Raw genomic sequence first — 18,592 nt, 5'->3', positions numbered from 1 at the left:
CAAATCAAATAACAGGATAAAAAATGAACGTTTTCTACGACAAGGACTGCGACCTCTCCCTCATCAAGGGCAAGAACGTTGCCATCATCGGTTACGGCTCGCAAGGCCATGCGCACGCACAGAATCTGAGCGAATCGGGCGTCAATGTCACCGTCGGCCTGCGCCGCGGCGGCGCCTCGTGGGGCAAGGTCGAGCAAGCCGGCCTGAAAGTGGCGGAAGTCGATGAGGCAGTGAAGAACGCCGACGTCATCATGATCCTGCTGCCCGACGAAAACATCGCCGAAGTCTACAAGCAGAACATCGAGCCGAACGCCAAGCAAGGCGCCGTGCTGGCCTTCGCCCACGGCTTCAACGTGCACTACGGCCAGGTCGTTCCACGCGCCGACCTCGACGTCATCATGGTCGCGCCGAAGGCGCCGGGCCACACGGTGCGCGGCACCTACACGCAAGGTGGCGGCGTGCCGCACCTGATCGCCGTGTACCAGGACAAATCGGGCGCCGCCCGTGATATCGCCATGTCGTACGCGATGGCCAACGGTGGCGGCCGAGCCGGCATCATCGAGACGAACTTCCGCGAAGAAACCGAGACCGACCTGTTCGGCGAGCAGGCCGTGCTGTGCGGTGGCGCGGTCGAGCTGATCAAGGCGGGTTTCGAGACGCTGACCGAAGCCGGTTACGCGCCGGAGATGGCGTACTTCGAGTGCCTGCACGAACTCAAATTGATCGTCGACCTGATCTATGAAGGCGGCATCGCCAACATGAACTACTCGATCTCGAACAACGCGGAATACGGCGAATACGTCACCGGCCCGCGCGTCGTGACCGAAGACACCAAGAACGCGATGCGCCAGTGCCTGAAGGACATCCAGACCGGCGAATACGCCAAGAGCTTCATCCTGGAAAACAAGGCCGGCGCACCAACGCTGATCTCGCGTCGTCGCCTGACCGCCGAGCATCCGATCGAAGAAGTCGGCGCGAAGCTGCGCGCGATGATGCCGTGGATTGCCAAGAACAAGCTGGTGGATCAGTCGAAGAACTAAGCTTGCGGCCAGACCATCGCGTGCGGTGGTGTGGCGTTGGCGATCGACGCGTGGACGGCAGAGCCGTCCACCCTACGAACATGTGTGCGGTGGAAAACCGGTCGCGCACACCTCGTAGGGTGGACGGCTCGCCGTCCACGCGTTCATCTGGCGACTGCGAACACGTTTCAAAACCTACTCATTTGCAACTGTCCATTACAAAATACCGATGTTTTCCCTGTGCAAGGTATCGTATAACTACGCCGGACATACGTCGCAACTCACAGGAGAACAACAATGGCATTCACCAAATCCCTCGTCGCTGCCGCCCTCGTGCTGGCCTTCAGCGCTGCCCAGGCGCAGACCGCCCCGTCGACCGCGACCACCGGCACCATGGTCATCGTCCCGGCCTTCGGCGAAGTCAAACATGCCAATGACGAAGCGACGATCACCTTCGCCGTCGAAGAACACGACAAGGACAAGAACGCCGCCGCCGACCGCGTCAACCGCAAGATGAAAGAGGGCACCGAGATCGTGCGCCGCGCCGATCCGAACGCCGAACTGAAAACCCAGGGCTACTACACGTACCCGGTGTATCCGGAAGTGCAGCCACAGCCGGTAGGCCGCGTGGTCGCGCCAGTCAAGCCGGTGCCGATCGCCTGGCGCGTCGGCCAGTACCTGGAAGTCAAGACCACGAACCTGGCCGCGCTGCCGAAAACCGCTGCCGCCGCGCAGAAGGTCCTGCAGATCAATAACATCAACTTCGGCCTGACCCCGGCGACCGAGAAGCGTCTCGACGACCAGCGCATCGCCGCCACGTACCAGAACCTGAACGAGCGCATTGTCTCGATTGCCAAGGCCATGGGCCGCCAGCCGGGCGACGCCATGCTCGATACGGTCGACTTTGAAGGCTCGGGCAATTATGCAGGCGATGCGCGGGGTGCGCCGGCCATGATGATGCGTTCGAGCGCCAAGCGCGAGATGGATGACGGCGTGGCCGAACCAAGCTTCGAGCCAGGCGAAACCACGCTGCAGATGCGCCTGGTGGGCAAGGTCAAGTTCAAATAAGCCACCATCCGGCACAGTCGTGTTCAAGTAGGCGCAGTCAGCGTTGTCTGTTGATGACGCCGATTGCGATGCAAAACAATTGTTCTGCGGAACTGACCCGCCCGCCATCCAGTGCCCAGCGCCACCCCAGGTAGTTGGGCAGGTAGCGCGATGCCACTCCGCGAAAGCCCAGTAGCCAGGCCTTGAAGCGCCCGTGGTACGCGTTCACGTTCTGTACGTGGATGGCGCGGCTACCCAAATGCCTGACGCGCACACCGGCGCGCAGATTGACCGTCTCGTGCGCAATCCTGTGCTTGCGTGCGAAGGCCCGGTACGCGGCGTGGCTGTCGCTGACCAGGAGTGCCTGCGGATCAAGTCTGGGCAGCAAATCGCGTTCGAGTTGCGCGGCCGTCAGTGCGCCACGGCCAGTGACGGCATCGATGGTGCGGCCATTTCGGTCGCGTGCTACCAGGATGCAATCGAGATGGCGGGAAATGCCCCGCATGGGCGCGCGCCCACCCCGTCGGCGTGGCGGGCGGTCGAGCGTGCGCGATCCTTTTTGCGATTCGAGCAGGAATGTCTCATCGGCCTCCACGATGCCGTTGAGCGATGCAGGCCGGTCGAGCTTGACCCAATCGAGAAAGCGGTGACGCCACCGGAATGCTGTGTTGCGGTGCACGCCGACCCGTTCTGCGCCCTTGCGTACGGATACTGAATCGAGCAGCACCTGCGAATAGGCGAGCCATTTGGCTTTGTGCCGGAGTCGCGCCAGCGGTGTGCCGCTCAGGTCGTTGAACGTGCGGCCACAGGCGCAGCAGCGAAAGCGCTGCAGGTCGTTGGCGAATCCATGCCGATTGCAGCGTTCGTTGCCACAACTGGGGCAGCAGCGCGCTGGCGCTCTGGCCTGCGCGATCAGCGCGACCACTTGGTCGAGGCCGGCTGCGGGATGCAGGGCGTCGAGCACTTGCTGGCGCTGTGGCGGATTCAGCGCTGACAACCTGGCAAACCAGTTCTTGAAACGGGGCGCTTTCATGGGCGATTCCTGATGCTGGCGACAGGCGTTGGACCACGAAACTGCTCATCAGTTCATGGCTCGGCTCTACTTAACGCTGACTGCGCCTTCAAGTAGGCGCCATGCAATTGCCAGCTGGGTTAGCGTAGTGTTTCGCTAACACGGGTCCCGCCTCTATAATGGTTGGGAACAGTCGCTCGGCGGCTCACTTGAATACGATTGCTTATGCCAACTTTTCCACGAAGAAGAAAGCTAGGGACCCCGCCCAAAGGTCCACGATTCTCCCGCCTGAAAAAGCGTTTCGCGCCCCGTACGCAAGCACGGGCGGCCGGTGAGCGCAGCCGTGGCATCTACCTGCTGCCCAATGCCTTTACCACTGCCGCGCTGTTCTGCGGCTTCTACGCCATCGTTATGGCGATGAACCAGCGTTTCGACCAGGCGTGCTGGGCCGTGTTCATCGCGATGATCCTCGACGGCCTGGACGGGCGCATCGCCCGCCTGACCAATACCCAATCCGAATTCGGCGCCCAGTACGACAGCCTGGCCGACATGGTCTCGTTCGGCGCCGCGCCGGCGCTCGTGATGTACGAATGGTCGCTCAACGGCCTTGGCAAGGTCGGCTGGGTCGCCGCCTTCATCTACTGCGCCTGCGCCGCCTTGCGCCTGGCACGCTTCAACACCAATATCGAAGTGGTCGACAAGCGCTTCTTCCAGGGCTTGCCCAGCCCGGCTGCAGCGGCGCTCGTGATCGGCTTCATCATGATGATGATCGATCCCGATATCAGCGTCATCCCGCGCAAGGTCGAGTGGGTGTCGTGGTGCATCACGGTCTTCGCCGGCCTGACGATGGTGTCGAACGTGCCGTTCTACAGCTTCAAGGACATCAACTTCCGCAAGTCGGTGCCGTTCATCGCCGTGTTCCTGATCGCGCTGGTGCTGGCGCTGCTGGCGATCGATCCGCCCAAGGTGCTGTGGCCGATCTTCGTGATCTATGGCCTGTCGGGTTACGCCGTGTACGTGTGGCAGCGTGCGAAGGGCAAGCGGGTCAGCATCATCCCGCTTGACGATGCTGACGACGACCTTCACCGCTGATCACAGGCTGCCCGAACCATGAGAGCTCCTTATTTCGCGGCCTGCGCCGCTGCTGTTCTGGTCCTGTCAGGCCTGCTTGCTGCCTGCTCACCGCTGTCGCTGGTCAACGCGGTCTCGCCGAGCGGTGCCACGCGCACGGTGGCCTCGGCCGCCTACGGCACCAATCCACGTCACGTGCTGGATATCTACCGGCCCGAAAACTGGACCGGTCCGGCGCCCGTCATCGTGTTCTATTACGGTGGCAACTGGGTCGACGGCGAGCGCGCCGACTATGCTTTTGTGGGCCGCGCGCTGGCGGCGCGTGGTTTCGTGGTGGTCATTCCCGACTATCGCCTGTACCCGCAGGTGCGCTATCCGGACTTCCTGACCGACAGCGCCGAAGCACTGGCCTGGACGTCGCGCCGGATCAAGGCCTATGGTGGCGATCCGAAGCGCATCTACGCGATGGGCCACAGCGCCGGCGCCTATAACGCCGCGATGCTGGCGCTCGATCCACGCTGGCTGCGGGCGCAGGGCACGGCCCCGAGCATCCTGCGTGGCTGGATCGGCATGGCCGGCCCCTATAACTTCCTGCCCGTAGAAAATGAAACGACGCGCCCGGTGTTCCTGTACCCGAATACGCCGCGCGATTCGCAGCCGATCAACCACGTGACGGTCAATGCGCCGCCCGCGCTGTTGATCGCGGCGCGCAACGATTCGACGGTCGACCCTGAGCGCAACACCGGCGCGCTGGCGGACCGCATGCGCGCGACGGGTGTGCCGGTGCGCGAGGTGAGTTTTACGGGCGTGAACCACGTCACGCTGCTCGCCACGCTATCGAGCTCGCTGCGCCGCCTGGCGCCGTCGCTCGATGCGATCGAAGACTTCGTGCTCAGCGACGGCGGGCGCAAGCTGCCGCCGGCGCGCTAACCCGCCTGATACCGCAGCCCCTACCAGGAGCTGCGGTCCCTTGGCTCGTACATCGGATCCGGTCCGTTCATCATCTGGCGCACGACGCCCTGCTCGTCGAAGTGCACGTGCATCAGCGAGTTCCAGACGCCGGCCTCCTTGTAGCGGTACGACCAGACCTCATAGTTCTGCATCGCCACGCGCGAGCGTTCGGCAGGGCGCCCGATCGTGCGCAGGACCTGCTCCTTGGTCGCCTGGTCGACCTTGAGCGTGGCAAATTTTTCGCCAGTCAGCACTTGCTCGTAGGCCGTCAGGCGACCATCCGGTCCGAGGCGCGCCATCCACGTGTATTGGCCCATCGGCCCCGTCGCGTACTCGAGCGAGCGCGCTGCGCCATCGGGATCGACATAGACGGACGTTGGCTTGCCGAGCTTGGCCTGGACCACATCGGCTCTTTCGCCTGGCAGCGGGGCAGGGCGCGTGGCGCACGCCGCCAGTAGCAGCGTGGCGGCCAGCGTTGTTATTTTCATCATTGGGTGCATTATTTTGTCCTTTACTTGGCGGCAGGGCGGGCAAATGCTGGTGGGCACCCGCGATTTGCACTATACTTGCCGGTCTGTCCGAATCCGGGCAGGCATTTTAATCAATCACGGTGCGCTGGGTTGCGACTCTTGCACCGCATGTGAAAGGTAACATCATGACCGTAGAAACTCTGAACAAAGCCGCGATTATCGCGGACAACGCACGCGGCGAAAAAGACACCGGTTCGCCAGAAGTGCAAGTTGCACTGCTGACCGCACGCATCAACGACCTGAACGGCCACTTCAAGGCCCACCAGAAAGATCACCACTCGCGTCGTGGTCTGATCATGATGGTCAACCGTCGTAAGAGCCTGCTGTCGTACCTGAAGAACAAGGATCTGAACCGTTACCGCGACCTGATCGCCAAACTGGGCCTGCGTAAGTAATTCGTTTGCGCCAGACGGTTTAAGTCTGAAGATGCCTGCGCCAGTTCTCTGTCGCGGGCATTTTTCGTTTTTGAGCGGTTTGTTTGTTGTTGCAAGGCTGTTGTGCTCGTGAACGGCCCGTGGTGAGAGGTGAACGACAGCACCTGAAAATCTGTCGGCAAAATGAAAGGGATACCCCATGTTTAACAAAGTTACGAAAACCTTCCAGTACGGTCAACACACTGTCACCCTGGAGACGGGCGAAATCGCGCGCCAGGCAAGCGGCGCCGTCGTGGTGTCGGTCGAAGATACCGTCGTGCTGGCAACCGTGGTCGCACGCAAGGATGCCAAGCCGGGCCAGGACTTCTTCCCGCTGACCGTCGACTACCTCGAGAAAACGTATGCTGCGGGTAAAATCCCGGGCGGTTTCTTCAAGCGCGAAGGCCGTCCTTCCGAAAAAGAAACGCTCACCTCGCGCCTGATCGACCGTCCAATCCGTCCGCTATTCCCGGAAGGCTATCTGAACGAAGTCCAGGTCATCATCCACGTGCTGTCGGTCAACCCTGAAATCGATCCGGATATCCCTGCAATGATCGGCGCGTCGGCGGCCCTGTGCATCGCCGGCATCCCGTTCAGTGGCCCGATCGGCGCCGCGCGCGTCGGCTACGCAAATGGCCAGTACATCCTGAACCCGACCACCACCGAGCTGAAGACTTCGCAGATGGACCTGGTCGTGGCCGGTACCGAGACCGCCGTCCTGATGGTCGAATCCGAAGCCAAGCAACTGTCCGAAGAAATCATGCTGGGCGCCGTCGTGTTCGGCCATGACCAGATGAAAGTCGTGATCGATGCGATCCACGACCTGGTCGCCGAAGGCGGCAAGCCGGAAGTCGAATGGGCGCCGGCGCCAAAGAACGAAGAACTGATCGTCCGTATCGGCGAACTGGCCGGCGCGAAAGTGCGCGATGCGTACCAGACCCGCGAAAAATCGGCGCGTCAGCAAAAGCTGAAGTCGCTGTCGTCCGAAGTGATGGCTGACCTGAGCGCCGCTGGCGTCACGGCCGATGCTGGCGACGTCGGCAACATCCTGTTCGACATGGAAGCCAAGGTCGTGCGTTCGCAGATCCTGGAAGGCGAGCCACGCATCGACGGTCGCGACACCCGCACCGTGCGTCCGATCTCGATTCGTTCGAGCGTGCTGCCACGCACCCACGGTTCGGCCCTGTTCACCCGCGGTGAAACGCAGGCGCTGGTCGTTGCCACGCTGGGCACTGCCCGCGACAGCCAGAAGATCGACGCGCTGATGGGCGAGTACACCGACTCGTTCATGATGCACTACAACATGCCTCCGTTCGCCACCGGCGAAACCGGCCGCGTCGGTACGCCGAAGCGCCGTGAAGTCGGCCACGGCCGTCTGGCCAAGCGCGCGCTGATCGCTGCGCTGCCGGATCCGGAAGACTTCAGCTACTCGGTGCGCCTGGTCTCGGAAATCACCGAGTCGAACGGTTCGTCGTCGATGGCCTCGGTCTGCGGCGGCTGTCTGGCACTGATGGACGCCGGCGTGCCGATGAAATCGCACGTGGCCGGTATCGCCATGGGCCTGATCAAGGAAGGTGGCAAGTTCGCCGTGCTGTCGGACATTCTGGGCGATGAAGATCACCTGGGCGACATGGACTTCAAGGTAGCCGGTACCGCAGCAGGCATCACCGCGCTGCAGATGGACATCAAGATCCAGGGCATCACCAAGGAAATCATGCAGGTGGCACTGGCGCAAGCCAAAGAAGGCCGTCACCACATCCTGGGCGAAATGCAGAAGGCCATGCCAACCGTGAAGACCGAGCTGTCGGACTTCGCGCCACGCCTGATCACCATCCGCATCAATCCAGAGAAGATCCGTGACGTTATCGGCAAGGGCGGCGCCGTCATCCGCGCGCTGACCGAAGAGACCGGCACGCAGATCGACATCAGCGACGAAGGCGTGGTCACGATCGCGTCGGTCGATGCTGCTGCAGGCCAGGAAGCCAAGCGCCGCATCGAAGAGCTGACCGCATCGGTCGAAGTGGGCAAGACCTACGACGGCACCGTGCTGAAACTGCTGGACTTCGGCGCGATCGTGCAAGTCATGCCAGGCAAGGATGGCCTGCTGCACATCTCGCAGATCGCCAACGAGCGTGTCAACGCCGTTGCCGACTACCTGAAAGAAGGCCAGCAAGTGCGCGTCAAGGTTCTCGAGACCGACGAGCGCGGTCGTCTGAAGCTGTCGATGAAGGCTGCCGATCCGGTCGAAGGCGCAGCGGTGTAATCACGCTGCAATGTAAAAAAACCGCCAGTGCGTGAGCCTGGCGGTTTTTTTTATGTCGGTCGGTAGCGGGAGAAATCGACGATCGCGCGCAGCGAGAACGACCTGCAGGCATTTTGTTGGTGACCTGCCTGTTGTTGCGGCTTGTATTTGCTCGACTATGTCTGTTTCCGCACGGATTACTTGTCGACACAACCGTATGCTGCGTACGTGAACTGGGTAAATACAGTTTGCAGGTTTGCAGGCATCGGCGATCATCGCTGTCGATGCCAGCACGAATCAACGTACCACCGGACGCGTTTTCGTGGTCGGACGCGCCGGGAACAGGCATTGCAGAATCATGACGGACCATACACAGACGCTTGACGAGGGAACGCCGCGCGACATTCCCGGCAACACGAAGAAAAAGCGCAGAGGCCCGCCCTTGTCGGTGGCGGCATGGAAACAGTTCGTCAGCGTCGCCAAGCCGTACTGGCTGGGCGATGAGCGCAAGCGGGCCTGGCTGCTGCTGGCGCTGTTGATCGTGCTGATGCTGGTGGAAACCAAGCTCGCCGTGATGCTCAATGACCAGGCTGGCGAGCTGACCTCGGCGCTGGCCGGCAAGGACCGGAACCGCTTCTGGGGCGCGGTCCAGGCCTGCCTGATCGTGCTCGCGTTCGCCGTCCCAATCTACGCGTTCTACTACTATATGCGCGACCTGTTCGCGAACAAGTGGCGGCGCTGGCTGACGCGGCGTTTTCTCGATGGTTACGTGGGCGGCCGCAAATATTACGAGCTGGGCTCGAACCAGGAAATCGATAACCCCGACCAGCGCATCTGCGAGGACGTGAACACGTTCACCGGCCGCTCGGTCCACTTCATGCTGATCTTCCTGGGTTCGGTGATGCAGCTGGTGGCGTTCAGCGCCGTGCTGTGGTCGATCTCGCATGTGCTCGTTGGTGTCCTGGTCGCCTACGCCGTGCTGGGCACGATGATCGCGCTGCTCGTCTTCGGCAATCCGCTCATCCACCTGAACTTCTGGCAATTGCGGCGCGAAGCCGATTTCCGGTTCAGCCTGATCCGGCTGCGCGAGAATGCCGAGTCGATCGCGTTCTATGGCGGCGAAGCGCAGGAGCGCGCGCACATCGACAGCAAGTTCAACAAGGTCATCCATAATTTTTCGCGCCTGATCAAGAAGCAGCGCGCGCTCAACTTGTTCCAGCGCACCTTCAGCCAGCTCACGCTGGTGCTGCCGTTCGTGATCCTGGCCGATGCCGTCCTGTCGGGTGAGCTCGAAGTGGGGCGTGCGGTGCAGGCAGCCGGCGCCTTCACCGCGGTGCTGACGGCGGTCGGCGTCATCGTCGACAACTTCGAAAGCCTGAGCCGCTTCGTCGCCGGCATTGGCCGCCTGCAAACCTTGTCGATGCACGTGATGCCCGAGCCGCCGGCTGGCAATCCATGCGACATGCAGGCCCGCATCACACGCACGCCAGGCGACCGTCTTGCACTCGAGGCGCTGACCTTGTGCCCGCCGCAGTCCGACCGCGTGCTGATCAAGGACCTGACACTGTCGCTGAACCCCGGCGACGCGCTGCTGATCAACGGCGACAGCGGCTGCGGCAAGAGCTCGCTGCTGCGCGCCATTGCCGGGCTGTGGCACAAGGGCAGCGGGGTGATTCATCATCCGCCGCGAGAGGATTTCTTCTTCCTGCCGCAACAGCCGTATCTGCAACCGGGCACATTGCGCAGCCAGCTCATCTATCCAAGCACCCGCACGTCGCTCAGTGACGAGCAATTGACCGCCATTCTGGAGCAGGTGCACCTGCCGTATCTGGCCGAGCGTGTCGGGGGCCTCGACGCCACGCTCGACTGGGAAAAGCTGCTGTCGATCGGCGAGCAGCAGCGCCTGGCGTTCGGCCGCGTGCTGGTGCACGAGCCGGCCATCGTGATCCTGGATGAAGCCACCAGCGCGTTAGACTCAGCCAATGAATCGTCGCTGTACAAGCGCCTGCGCGACAAGGGCACGACGCTGGTCAGCGTCGCGCACCGCGCCGGCGTGCTGCGCCACCATACGCATGTGCTGTGGCTGACGGGCGACGGCGGCTGGGAAGTGCATGCCGCGGCCGATTATCAGTTCGATGTGCCGGTGCCTGCGCGCGGCAGTGCGCAGGAAATCCAGGCGGCCCCCCAGCCTAGCGCAAGCCTGCTGGTGGATTAATCCGGCGAAGCGTTCTTCACGTTTTCAGGTCCGCGTTCAATGCAATGGCCTGTTGCGCTTCGAGCCTGGCCAACCGGTCCGTCAGCGCGGCGTGGATCGACTGGTACGCGCTTGAACCGAGTGCGATGCGACGGGGCGCCGGCGACTGGTCGGCCGAGTCGATCATGGATCGCACCATCTGTACCGGATCGCCGCTCAATTTGAAGCTGCCATCGGCCAGCGCGCGCCGCACCGCGCCCGATGGCGTTGCGTCGTAGTCCGCCATGGCCGGCGCCGTGTCCAGGCCGGCGGCAAAATTGGTGGGCGTCGGCCCCGGCTCGGCCAGCGTGAATTCGATGCCGAACGGTGCGACCTCTTGCGCGACCGCTTCGACAAAGCCTTCGATGCCCCACTTGGTCGCGTGATACACGCTGAAGTTCGGGTAGGCGATCTGCCCGCCCTCGGATGACACCTGGATCACGCGGCCACCGCCCTGCTTGCGCAGCCAGGGCAGGGCGCTGCGAATGAGGTGGATCGCGCCGAGCAGATTCGTGTCGAGCTGGCGCCGCACCTGCGCGCCGGCGAGTTCTTCGGCCGCGCCGAACAGGCCGTAAGCGGCATTGCTGACGACGACGTCGATCCGTCCCAGCTCGGTGAAGGCGCGCGCCAGCACCGCATCGATCGCCGCATCGTCAGTGACATCCAATTGGGCCACCCAGAGTTGTCCCGGATAGCGCGCCTGCAGGTCGGCGAGCGCCGACGGTGTGCGCAGGGTGGCCGCGACGCGGTCGCCGCGCGCCAGTAGTTGTTCGGTCATGATGCGGCCAAAGCCGCTGGACGTGCCGGTGATGAACCAGGTGCGTTGCATGCTGTTCTCCTGTCAGGGTAAATGGAGCCGCCACGATAGCGAACTAATCTGCTGCTATCATCGGATGAATCTCGCATGCATTCGTGAAGGATCACCAGCAATGTCCCAGCCCGACCTCGATGATCTGCGCGTCTTTGTCGCCATCGCCAACCGCCGCAGCTTTCGCAAGGCAGCCGATGAACTGGGCGTATCGCCGTCGACGCTGAGCCACATGATGCGCGTGATGGAAGAAAAGCTCGGCGTGCGCCTGCTTCACCGCACCACGCGCAGCGTCGCGCCGACCGAGGCGGGCGAGGGGTTCCTGCGCCGCATCGAGCCGGTCCTGCGCGAACTGGGCGCGGCCTGCGAGGCCGTTAACGGTGTCGGTCAGCAGCCCGGCGGCCTGCTGCGCATCAACACGGCCGAGCCGACCGCACACTGGCTGCTGCAGCATGCGGTCCCCGTGTTCCAGGCGCGCTACCCGGCTGTTGCACTCGACCTGTTCGTCGACAATGGCCTGGTCGACATCGTCGCCGGCGGCTTCGATGCCGGCGTGCGCCTGGCCGAAGCGGTGCCGCAAGACATGCACATGGCGCGCTTCGGTGCGCCGGTGCGCTTCATGCCGATGGCCTCGCCCGCCTACCTGAAGGTGCATGGCGTGCCTGCCGTCCCGGACGACCTGCTCGGCCACCGCTGCATCCGCATGCGCATGCAAAGCGGGAAGATCTACCGCTGGGAGTTCACGCGCCACGGCCAGGCAATGGCGCTCGACGTCCCGGGCACGCTCATCCTCAACCAGGTCGGCCTGATGGTCGATGCGGCGCTGGCCGGGCAGGGCATCGCCTACGTGCCGGACACCAGCGCGCGCGACCATCTGGCCGCCGGCCGCCTGGTGCCCCTGCTGCAAGACTGGTGCGCACCGTCGAGCGAGCTGGCCTTGTACTATCCCGGTCACCGCCATGTGCCTGCCGCATTGCGCGCGTTCATCGATGTGCTGCAAGACGTCTTCCAGCCAGAAGCGGGCCAAAAAAGGGACGGCAGACGCCGGGCCGCCGATAGTGCTTGACCCTCCAGCGGCTACAGGGTATTTAATACACCAATGCGCCGTCTTTTCCTCATCCTGCTGTTGTTCGCCATGCCCTTCCAGGCTGCCTGGGCGGCGGGTGCTGCCTATTGCACGCACAATGAAAAGACGATGCACCCGGGCCACCACACCCACAAGCATGTTTCGTCGGCCACGTCGTCATCCACGGCAGCCAGCCAGGACGACGCCAGCCCGGCCGATCCCTGCAACGACTGCGACGCCTGCCACCACCTGTCGGCCAGCGCGGTGCTGTCGTCGCAACCCAATCTGCCCCTGCCCAAGGGGGCGCCGCACATGCGCGGCGAAACACGGCGCTACGTCTCGCACGTGCCCGACCTGATTCCGCCACCCGACCGCCTGCTGCGCATCTAGCGCGGCGAACCTCCATCGCCGGCCCGCCAAGCGCGGCCGCCCGATTGCCTTCGCCGGACATTCACCCGTTCGGAGCATCATCATGAAATACCGTTTGACACCGCCGCTGGCGGCGTTCGCCATGGCGTGCGCGCTGGCCTCCATTGGCCTGCCGCCCGCAGCCCATGCCGCGCCCATGGCCGCCGCCGTGGCGGCCCCCATGCAGCCCTTGACGCTCGACGCCGCCATCGCACTGGCCCTGCGTTTGAACCCGACGCTGCGCGCGGCCGGCCAGGAAGTCGCCGCGCAGCAGGGCGCACTGACCCAGGCCGGGGCGCGGCCCAATCCCGAACTCGAGCTGCTGCGTGAGGGCACGCGCAGCGATAGCCGCACGACCACGGCGCTGTTGACCATTCCGGTGGAGCTGGGCGGCAAGCGCGCCGCGCGCATCGATGCGGCGCGCCAAGAAGGCCAGCTGGCGGCGCTGGCGCTGAACGCCGAGCAGGCGCGCGTACGCGCCGACGTGATTGCTGCGTTCCACGATGTCGTGGCGGCGCTGGCGCGCGAACGCATGGCGCAGGAGCTGGTGCATCTCGCGGGCCGCGCGCTCGACGCTGCCGGCAAGCGGGTCGATGCCGGCACCCTGTCGCCCGTCGAGCAGACCCGCGCCCGCGTGGCGCAGGGGGGAGCGCGTATCGAGGCGCTGCAGGCGGCGCGCGCGCTGGAAGCCGCGCGGATCCAGCTCGCGGCGCTATGGGCGGGTGACGGGCGCGGACTCGTGGTCGTCGAACCGGACGCCGTCACGCTGCCCACGCTGCCGCCGCTGGACCGGTTGCTGGCACAACTGGACGCCGCACCCGGCATGCGCCAGGCCGGCGCACACCTCAAGCACCGCCAGGCGCTGGTCCGGCTTGAACAGGCGCGCCGCACGCCGGACGTCAGCGTGATCGTCGGTGCCCAGCGCGAAGGGCCGGATGCCCGCAACCGCACCGTGCTGGGCCTGTCGGTGCCGCTGCCGCTGTTCAATCGCAACGACGGCGCCGTCCTCGATGCGTTGCGCCGCGTCGACAAGGCGCAGGACGAACAGGATGCGCAAGCTGCGCGCCTGCGCGCCGAACTGGGGCAGGCCCATGCGCGCCTTGCTACAGCGCTGGCCGAATGCGCGCTGATCGCGACCGACATCCTGCCCGGTGCACAGGACGCGCAGCGCGCCGCCAGCCGCGGTTTCGAGCTTGGCAAGTTTGGCCTCATCGACGTGCTCGACGCCCAGCGCGTGCTGGCGCAATCCACCTACCAATACCTCAATGCCGTCGCCGAGAGCCATCGCGCGCAGGCCGATATCGCACGCCTGCTGGGACAAGCAGCCGTGCAGGAGAACCCATGAACAAGCAGCAAACCCGCATCATTGTCATCATGCTGGCCATCGCGCTGGCGCTCGCCGCCTTTGTCATGCTGCGCGACCGCGCGCAGCCAGCGAGTGAGGAACACGACGAACAGGCTGAACACGCCGAGGAAAAAGAAGCCGCGCACGCCGACGACGGCGTCATCCACTTCACGCCGGGCCAGATCACCGTGGCCGGTATCACGGTTGCCACGGCCGGCCCGAAGCATCTGGACACCTTCATCCGCATGCCGGGCCAGATCGCGCTGAACGAAGACCGCACTGCCCACGTGACGCCGCGCGCGGCCGGCTCGGTACGCGACGTCAGCGCCGACCTGGGCCAGCAGGTACGCAAGGACCAGGTGCTGGCCAGCATCGCCAGCGCCGACATCGCCGGCCAGCGCGGCGCGCTGACGGCGGCGCAGAAGCGCGTCGACTACGCGCGCAGGATTGTTGCGACCGAGCGCACGCTGTGGGAAGAAAAGATCACGGCGCGCCAGGATCTGCTGAAAGCCGAGCAGGAACTGATCGAGGCCGAAGTCGCGCGCGACACCGTGCGCCAGCAACTGCAGGCGCTGGGCGCAGGTGGTGGTAGTGGTAGCGGCGGCTCGAACCTGCTCGCCATCCGCGCCCCGTTCGACGGCATCATCGTCGAAAAGCACATCACGCTGGGCGAAGTGGTGGGCGCCGATACGCGCGTGTTCACGCTGACCGACCTGTCGACCGTGTGGGCCGACGTGGTGGTGCCGGCGCGTGACCTGGACATCGTGCGCGTCGGCACGAGCGCCGTGATCCGCTCGATCGCCTCGGAGACGACCGCGCCGGGCAAGGTCAGTTTTGTGAGTTCGCTGGTGGGCGAGGCGTCGCGTTCGGCCAAGGCGCGCGTGGTGCTGGCCAATCCGGGCGCCGCGTGGCGGCCTGGCCTGGCCGTGAACGTCGACATCGTGACCGGTTCAAGCGATGTGCCGGTGGCCGTCGCGCGCGAAGCCATCCAGACCGTCGATACCCGGCAGGTAGTCTACAAGCGCGTCAAGGAAGGCTTCATCGCGCAGCCTGTCAGCACCGGGCGCGCGGATGGCCGCTTCATCGAGATCACGGCCGGCCTGAATCCGGGCGACACCTACGCCGCCAGCGGCAGCTTCACGATCAAGGCCGAACAGGGCAAGGGTGAGGCCAGCCATGAACACTGACCTGCAAGCTTCCACCTGGTTCGATCGGCTCATTGCGCTCAGTATCGAGCGGCGCTGGCTCGTGCTATTGGCGGTGCTGGCGATGGCCGCCATCGGCATCTACAACTATGGACGACTGCCGATCGACGCCGTGCCCGACGTGACCAACGTCCAGGTGCAGATCAACACGGCGGTGCCGGGCTACTCGCCGCTCGAGGTCGAGCAGCGCATCACCTACCCGGTCGAGGCGGTGCTGGCCGGGCTGCCGCACCTGGAAACCTACCGCTCGCTGTCGCGCTATGGCCTGTCGCAGGTGACGGTGGTGTTCGACGAGGGCACCGACATCCACTTTGCGCGCCAGCTCGTGAGCCAGCGCCTGCAGGATGCGCGCGAAAACCTGCCGGCCGGCGTGGTGCCGGCACTGGGCCCGATCGCCACGGGCCTGAGTGAAATCTACCAGTGGACCGTCGAGAGCGAGCCGGGGGCGAAGAAGCCCGATGGCACGCCGTACACGCCGACCGACCTGCGCGAGATCCAGGACTGGATCATCAAGCCGCAACTACGCACGGTGCCGGGTGTGACCGAGATCAACTCCATCGGCGGCTTCGACAAGGAATACCTGGTGGCCCCGAACACGGCGACACTGTCGTCGTACGGGCTGGAACTGATCGACATCGTGCACGCCCTCGAGCGCAACAACAGCAATGTCGGCGCCGGCTACATCGAGCGTGAGGGCGAGCAGTACCTGGTGCGCGCGCCGGGCCAGGCTGCATCGATCGACGACATCGGCAATATCGTCGTCACCAGCGTCAACGGGATTCCCGTGCGCGTGCGCGACGTCGCCGAAGTGGGCATCGGGCGCGAGCTGCGCACCGGTGCGGCCACCGAAAACGGCGTCGAGGTGGTGCTGGGCACCGTGGTCATGCTGATCGGCGAGAACAGCCGCAAGGTGGCGCAGGCAGTCGACGCGCGCATGCTCGAGATCAACCGCAGCCTGCCCAAGGGCGTCAAGGCGGTCACCGTGTACGACCGCACGGTGCTGGTCGAAAAGGCGATTGCCACCGTGCGCAAGAACCTCGTCGAAGGTGCAATCCTCGTCATCGCCGTGCTTTTTTTCTTCCTCGGTAATCTGCGCGCTGCGCTGCTCACGGCGCTGGTGATTCCGCTGGCGATGCTGTTTACATTTTCCGGCATGGTGGCCGGCGGCGTCAGCGCCAACCTGCTCAGCCTGGGCGCGCTGGACTTCGGCATCATCGTCGACGGCGCCGTCGTCATCGTCGAGAACTGCGTGCGCCGGCTGGCCGGCGCGCAGCACCGGATGGGGCGCCTGCTCACGCGCGAAGAACGCTTTGCTGAAGTCTTCGCCGCCGCGCGCGAAGCCAGGCGGCCCCTGATCTACGGCCAGTTGATCATCATGATCGTGTACCTGCCGATCTTTGCGCTCACCGGCATCGAGGGCAAGATGTTCCATCCGATGGCATTCACGGTGGTGTTCGCGCTGCTGGGCGCGATGATCCTGTCGGTGACGTTCGTGCCGGCCGCTGTGGCGCTGTTCATCGGCCGCAAGGTCGACGAAAAGGACAGCCGCGTGATGCTGGCCGCGCGTCGCTGGTATGCGCCGGCGCTCGACTACGCGCTGGCCAACCGCGCCGTGGTGCTGGTGTTTGCGGGTCTGGTGATCGCTCTGGCCGTGCTGATGGCCACGCGCTTGGGCCTGGAGTTCGCGCCGAATCTCGACGAAGGCGACATGGCCGTGCTGACGGTGCGCGTGCCTGGCACGAGCCTGACCCAGTCGGTCAAGATGCAGCAGCAGATCGAGACGACGCTGATGCGCGAGGTGCCCGAGATCGCGCGTGTGTTCGCCCGCATCGGCACGGCCGAAATCGCGTCCGACCCGATGCCGCCCAGCGTGGCCGACAGCTACATCATCTTCAAGCCCGAGTCCGCGTGGCCCAGGCCGAAGCGTTCGCGCGCCGCCGTGCAAAGTGCGATCCGCACCGCGCTCGAACGCCTGCCCGGCAACAGTTACGAATTCAGTCAGCCGATCCAGTTGCGCGTGAATGAACTGATCTCGGGCGTACGCAGCGACGTCGCCGTCAAGCTGTTTGGCGACGATCTGGCGGTGCTGGAAGCGACTGCGGGTCAGATCGCGGCCAGCCTGCGCACGGTCGCAGGCGCGGCCGAGGTGCAGGTCGAGGCGACGTCCGGCCTGCCGATCCTGCAGATCCGGGTCGACCGCGAGCGCGCCGCGCGCATGGGCCTGAACATCGGCGACGTGCAGGAAATGATCGCGACCGCCACCGCCGGGCGCGTGGCCGGCACGCTGTTCGAAGGCGACCGCCGCTTCGACATCGTCGTGCGCCTGCCGGAAGACATGCGCGCCGACATCGATGCGCTGCGCCGGCTGCCGGTGGCCTTGCCTGGCACGAAGGAGGGCGGGCACAGCTTCATCACGCTGGGCGAAATCGCCACCTTCGACGTGGCACCTGGCCCGAACCAGCTCAGTCGCGAAGAAGGCAAGCGCCGCGTGGTCATCACCGCCAACGTGCGCGGGCGCGACATCGGCTCGTTCGTCGCGGCGGCGCAGGCGCGCATCGCGCAGGATGTCCGCATCGCCCCCGGCTACTGGACGGCCTGGGGCGGCCAGTTCGAGAACCTGACGACGGCCGCCGAGCGCCTGCGCCTGATCGTGCCGGCCTCGCTGCTGCTGGTGTTCGTACTGCTGTACCTGGTCTTCAACAACCTGCGCGATGGCCTGCTGGTGTTCACGGGGATCCCGTTCGCGCTGGCCGGCGGCGTGGCGGCGCTGTGGGCGCGCGGCATTCCGCTGTCGATGTCGGCGGCGGTCGGCTTCATCGCGCTGTCGGGTGTGGCGGTGCTCAATGGCCTGGTGCTGATCACGTTCATTCGCAGCCTGCGCGAGGAGGGGATGCTGCTTCCCGAGGCAGTGCGCGATGGCGCGCTGGCGCGCCTGCGGCCGGTGCTGATGACGGCGCTGGTCGCTTCGCTCGGTTTCGTGCCGATGGCGCTGGCGACGGGCACCGGCGCTGAGGTCCAGCGCCCGCTGGCCACGGTGGTCATCGGCGGGGTCTTGTCATCGACCGTGCTGACCCTGTTATTGCTGCCGGTGCTGTATGAATGGGCGCACCGCGCAGGTGTACGCGGGGTGCGCAAAAATATCCTCTAGTCAACAGAACAATGCCGATTGTCTACATCGGAAATGGTATAGTTGGATACTTGCGAGCACCCTGCCAAATCAGTCCAAACTTGATGAAACATTG

General features: G+C 64.7%; 15 protein-coding genes. 12 read left to right on the top strand and 3 right to left on the bottom strand.

Annotated elements, in window-relative coordinates; translation table 11 throughout:
- Positions 1 to 23: 23 nt before the first annotated feature.
- The gene (ilvC, locus tag AC56LH_RS11945) at positions 24 to 1,040 is read left to right on the top strand and encodes a ketol-acid reductoisomerase (protein ID WP_183555357.1); all 1,017 of its coding nucleotides are present in this window, start codon (positions 24 to 26) and stop codon (positions 1,038 to 1,040) included.
- A gap of 276 nt (positions 1,041 to 1,316) precedes the next feature.
- Positions 1,317 to 2,087: an SIMPL domain-containing protein gene (locus AC56LH_RS11940; RefSeq protein ID WP_499646257.1), complete on the top strand. Its 771-nt coding sequence runs from the start codon at positions 1,317 to 1,319 to the stop codon at positions 2,085 to 2,087.
- A 37-nt stretch (positions 2,088 to 2,124) separates the two neighbouring features.
- Here the strand turns inward: AC56LH_RS11940 and AC56LH_RS11935 are convergent, their stop codons facing one another.
- A complete protein-coding gene (locus tag AC56LH_RS11935) occupies positions 2,125 to 3,099 on the bottom strand; it encodes an IS1595 family transposase (protein ID WP_499646255.1) in 975 nt (324 codons plus the stop codon).
- Between the two features lie 204 nt (positions 3,100 to 3,303).
- Between AC56LH_RS11935 and pssA the strand changes: the two genes are divergently transcribed.
- Both pssA and AC56LH_RS11925 read left to right on the top strand, forming a co-directional pair.
- Positions 3,304 to 4,170 (top strand): CDP-diacylglycerol--serine O-phosphatidyltransferase, encoded by an 867-nt coding sequence (gene pssA / locus AC56LH_RS11930; RefSeq protein WP_499646254.1) that lies wholly within the window; start codon positions 3,304 to 3,306, stop codon positions 4,168 to 4,170.
- An 18-nt stretch (positions 4,171 to 4,188) separates the two neighbouring features.
- A complete protein-coding gene (locus AC56LH_RS11925; RefSeq protein ID WP_499646252.1) occupies positions 4,189 to 5,079 on the top strand; it encodes an alpha/beta hydrolase in 891 nt (296 codons plus the stop codon).
- Between the two features lie 20 nt (positions 5,080 to 5,099).
- Here AC56LH_RS11925 and bamE read toward each other — a convergent pair whose 3' ends face one another.
- Complete coding sequence (bamE, locus tag AC56LH_RS11920) at positions 5,100 to 5,591, bottom strand: outer membrane protein assembly factor BamE domain-containing protein (RefSeq protein WP_499646250.1); 492 nt, start codon at positions 5,589 to 5,591, stop codon at positions 5,100 to 5,102.
- Positions 5,592 to 5,755: 164 nt separating this feature from the next.
- Here bamE and rpsO point away from each other — a divergent pair, with 164 nt between their 5' ends.
- The 3 genes from rpsO to AC56LH_RS11905 all read left to right on the top strand — a co-directional run bounded on the left by rpsO (position 5,756) and on the right by AC56LH_RS11905 (position 10,500).
- Positions 5,756 to 6,025 carry a 30S ribosomal protein S15 gene (rpsO, locus tag AC56LH_RS11915; protein WP_183555352.1) on the top strand — a complete coding sequence of 90 codons (270 nt, stop codon included), beginning with the start codon at positions 5,756 to 5,758 and terminating at the stop codon, positions 6,023 to 6,025.
- A 178-nt stretch (positions 6,026 to 6,203) separates the two neighbouring features.
- Positions 6,204 to 8,306: a polyribonucleotide nucleotidyltransferase gene (pnp, locus tag AC56LH_RS11910; RefSeq protein WP_499646248.1), complete on the top strand. Its 2,103-nt coding sequence runs from the start codon at positions 6,204 to 6,206 to the stop codon at positions 8,304 to 8,306.
- A 337-nt stretch (positions 8,307 to 8,643) separates the two neighbouring features.
- On the top strand, positions 8,644 to 10,500 hold the full coding sequence (locus AC56LH_RS11905) for an ABC transporter ATP-binding protein/permease (RefSeq protein WP_499646246.1): 1,857 nt from the start codon (positions 8,644 to 8,646) through the stop codon (positions 10,498 to 10,500).
- Between the two features lie 16 nt (positions 10,501 to 10,516).
- Here the strand turns inward: AC56LH_RS11905 and AC56LH_RS11900 are convergent, their stop codons facing one another.
- Positions 10,517 to 11,347, bottom strand: a complete 831-nt coding sequence (locus AC56LH_RS11900; RefSeq protein WP_499646244.1) for an SDR family oxidoreductase — start codon at positions 11,345 to 11,347, stop codon at positions 10,517 to 10,519.
- Between the two features lie 100 nt (positions 11,348 to 11,447).
- Between AC56LH_RS11900 and AC56LH_RS11895 the strand changes: the two genes are divergently transcribed.
- From AC56LH_RS11895 to AC56LH_RS11875, 5 genes are all read left to right on the top strand, one after another.
- Positions 11,448 to 12,392 (top strand): LysR family transcriptional regulator, encoded by a 945-nt coding sequence (locus tag AC56LH_RS11895; protein ID WP_499646242.1) that lies wholly within the window; start codon positions 11,448 to 11,450, stop codon positions 12,390 to 12,392.
- 33 nt (positions 12,393 to 12,425) lie between these two features.
- The gene (locus AC56LH_RS11890) at positions 12,426 to 12,782 is read left to right on the top strand and encodes a cation efflux protein, CzcI family (RefSeq protein ID WP_499646240.1); all 357 of its coding nucleotides are present in this window, start codon (positions 12,426 to 12,428) and stop codon (positions 12,780 to 12,782) included.
- Positions 12,783 to 12,864: 82 nt separating this feature from the next.
- Positions 12,865 to 14,145 (top strand): TolC family protein, encoded by a 1,281-nt coding sequence (locus AC56LH_RS11885; protein ID WP_499646238.1) that lies wholly within the window; start codon positions 12,865 to 12,867, stop codon positions 14,143 to 14,145.
- Entirely contained in the window at positions 14,142 to 15,332 is a 1,191-nt protein-coding gene (locus AC56LH_RS11880; protein ID WP_499646236.1) for an efflux RND transporter periplasmic adaptor subunit, read from the top strand. Before AC56LH_RS11885 ends, AC56LH_RS11880 begins: the two co-directional genes overlap by 4 nt.
- Entirely contained in the window at positions 15,322 to 18,498 is a 3,177-nt protein-coding gene (locus AC56LH_RS11875; protein WP_499646234.1) for an efflux RND transporter permease subunit, read from the top strand. The genes AC56LH_RS11880 and AC56LH_RS11875 overlap by 11 nt, the downstream gene beginning before the upstream one ends.
- Positions 18,499 to 18,592: the final 94 nt, after the last annotated feature.

The sequence above is a fragment of the Telluria sp. LT1R51-2 genome (genome assembly GCF_059685775.1).
The sequence above is the reverse complement of the archived record's forward strand: the minus strand, read 5'-3'. Positions and strand labels throughout refer to the sequence as shown.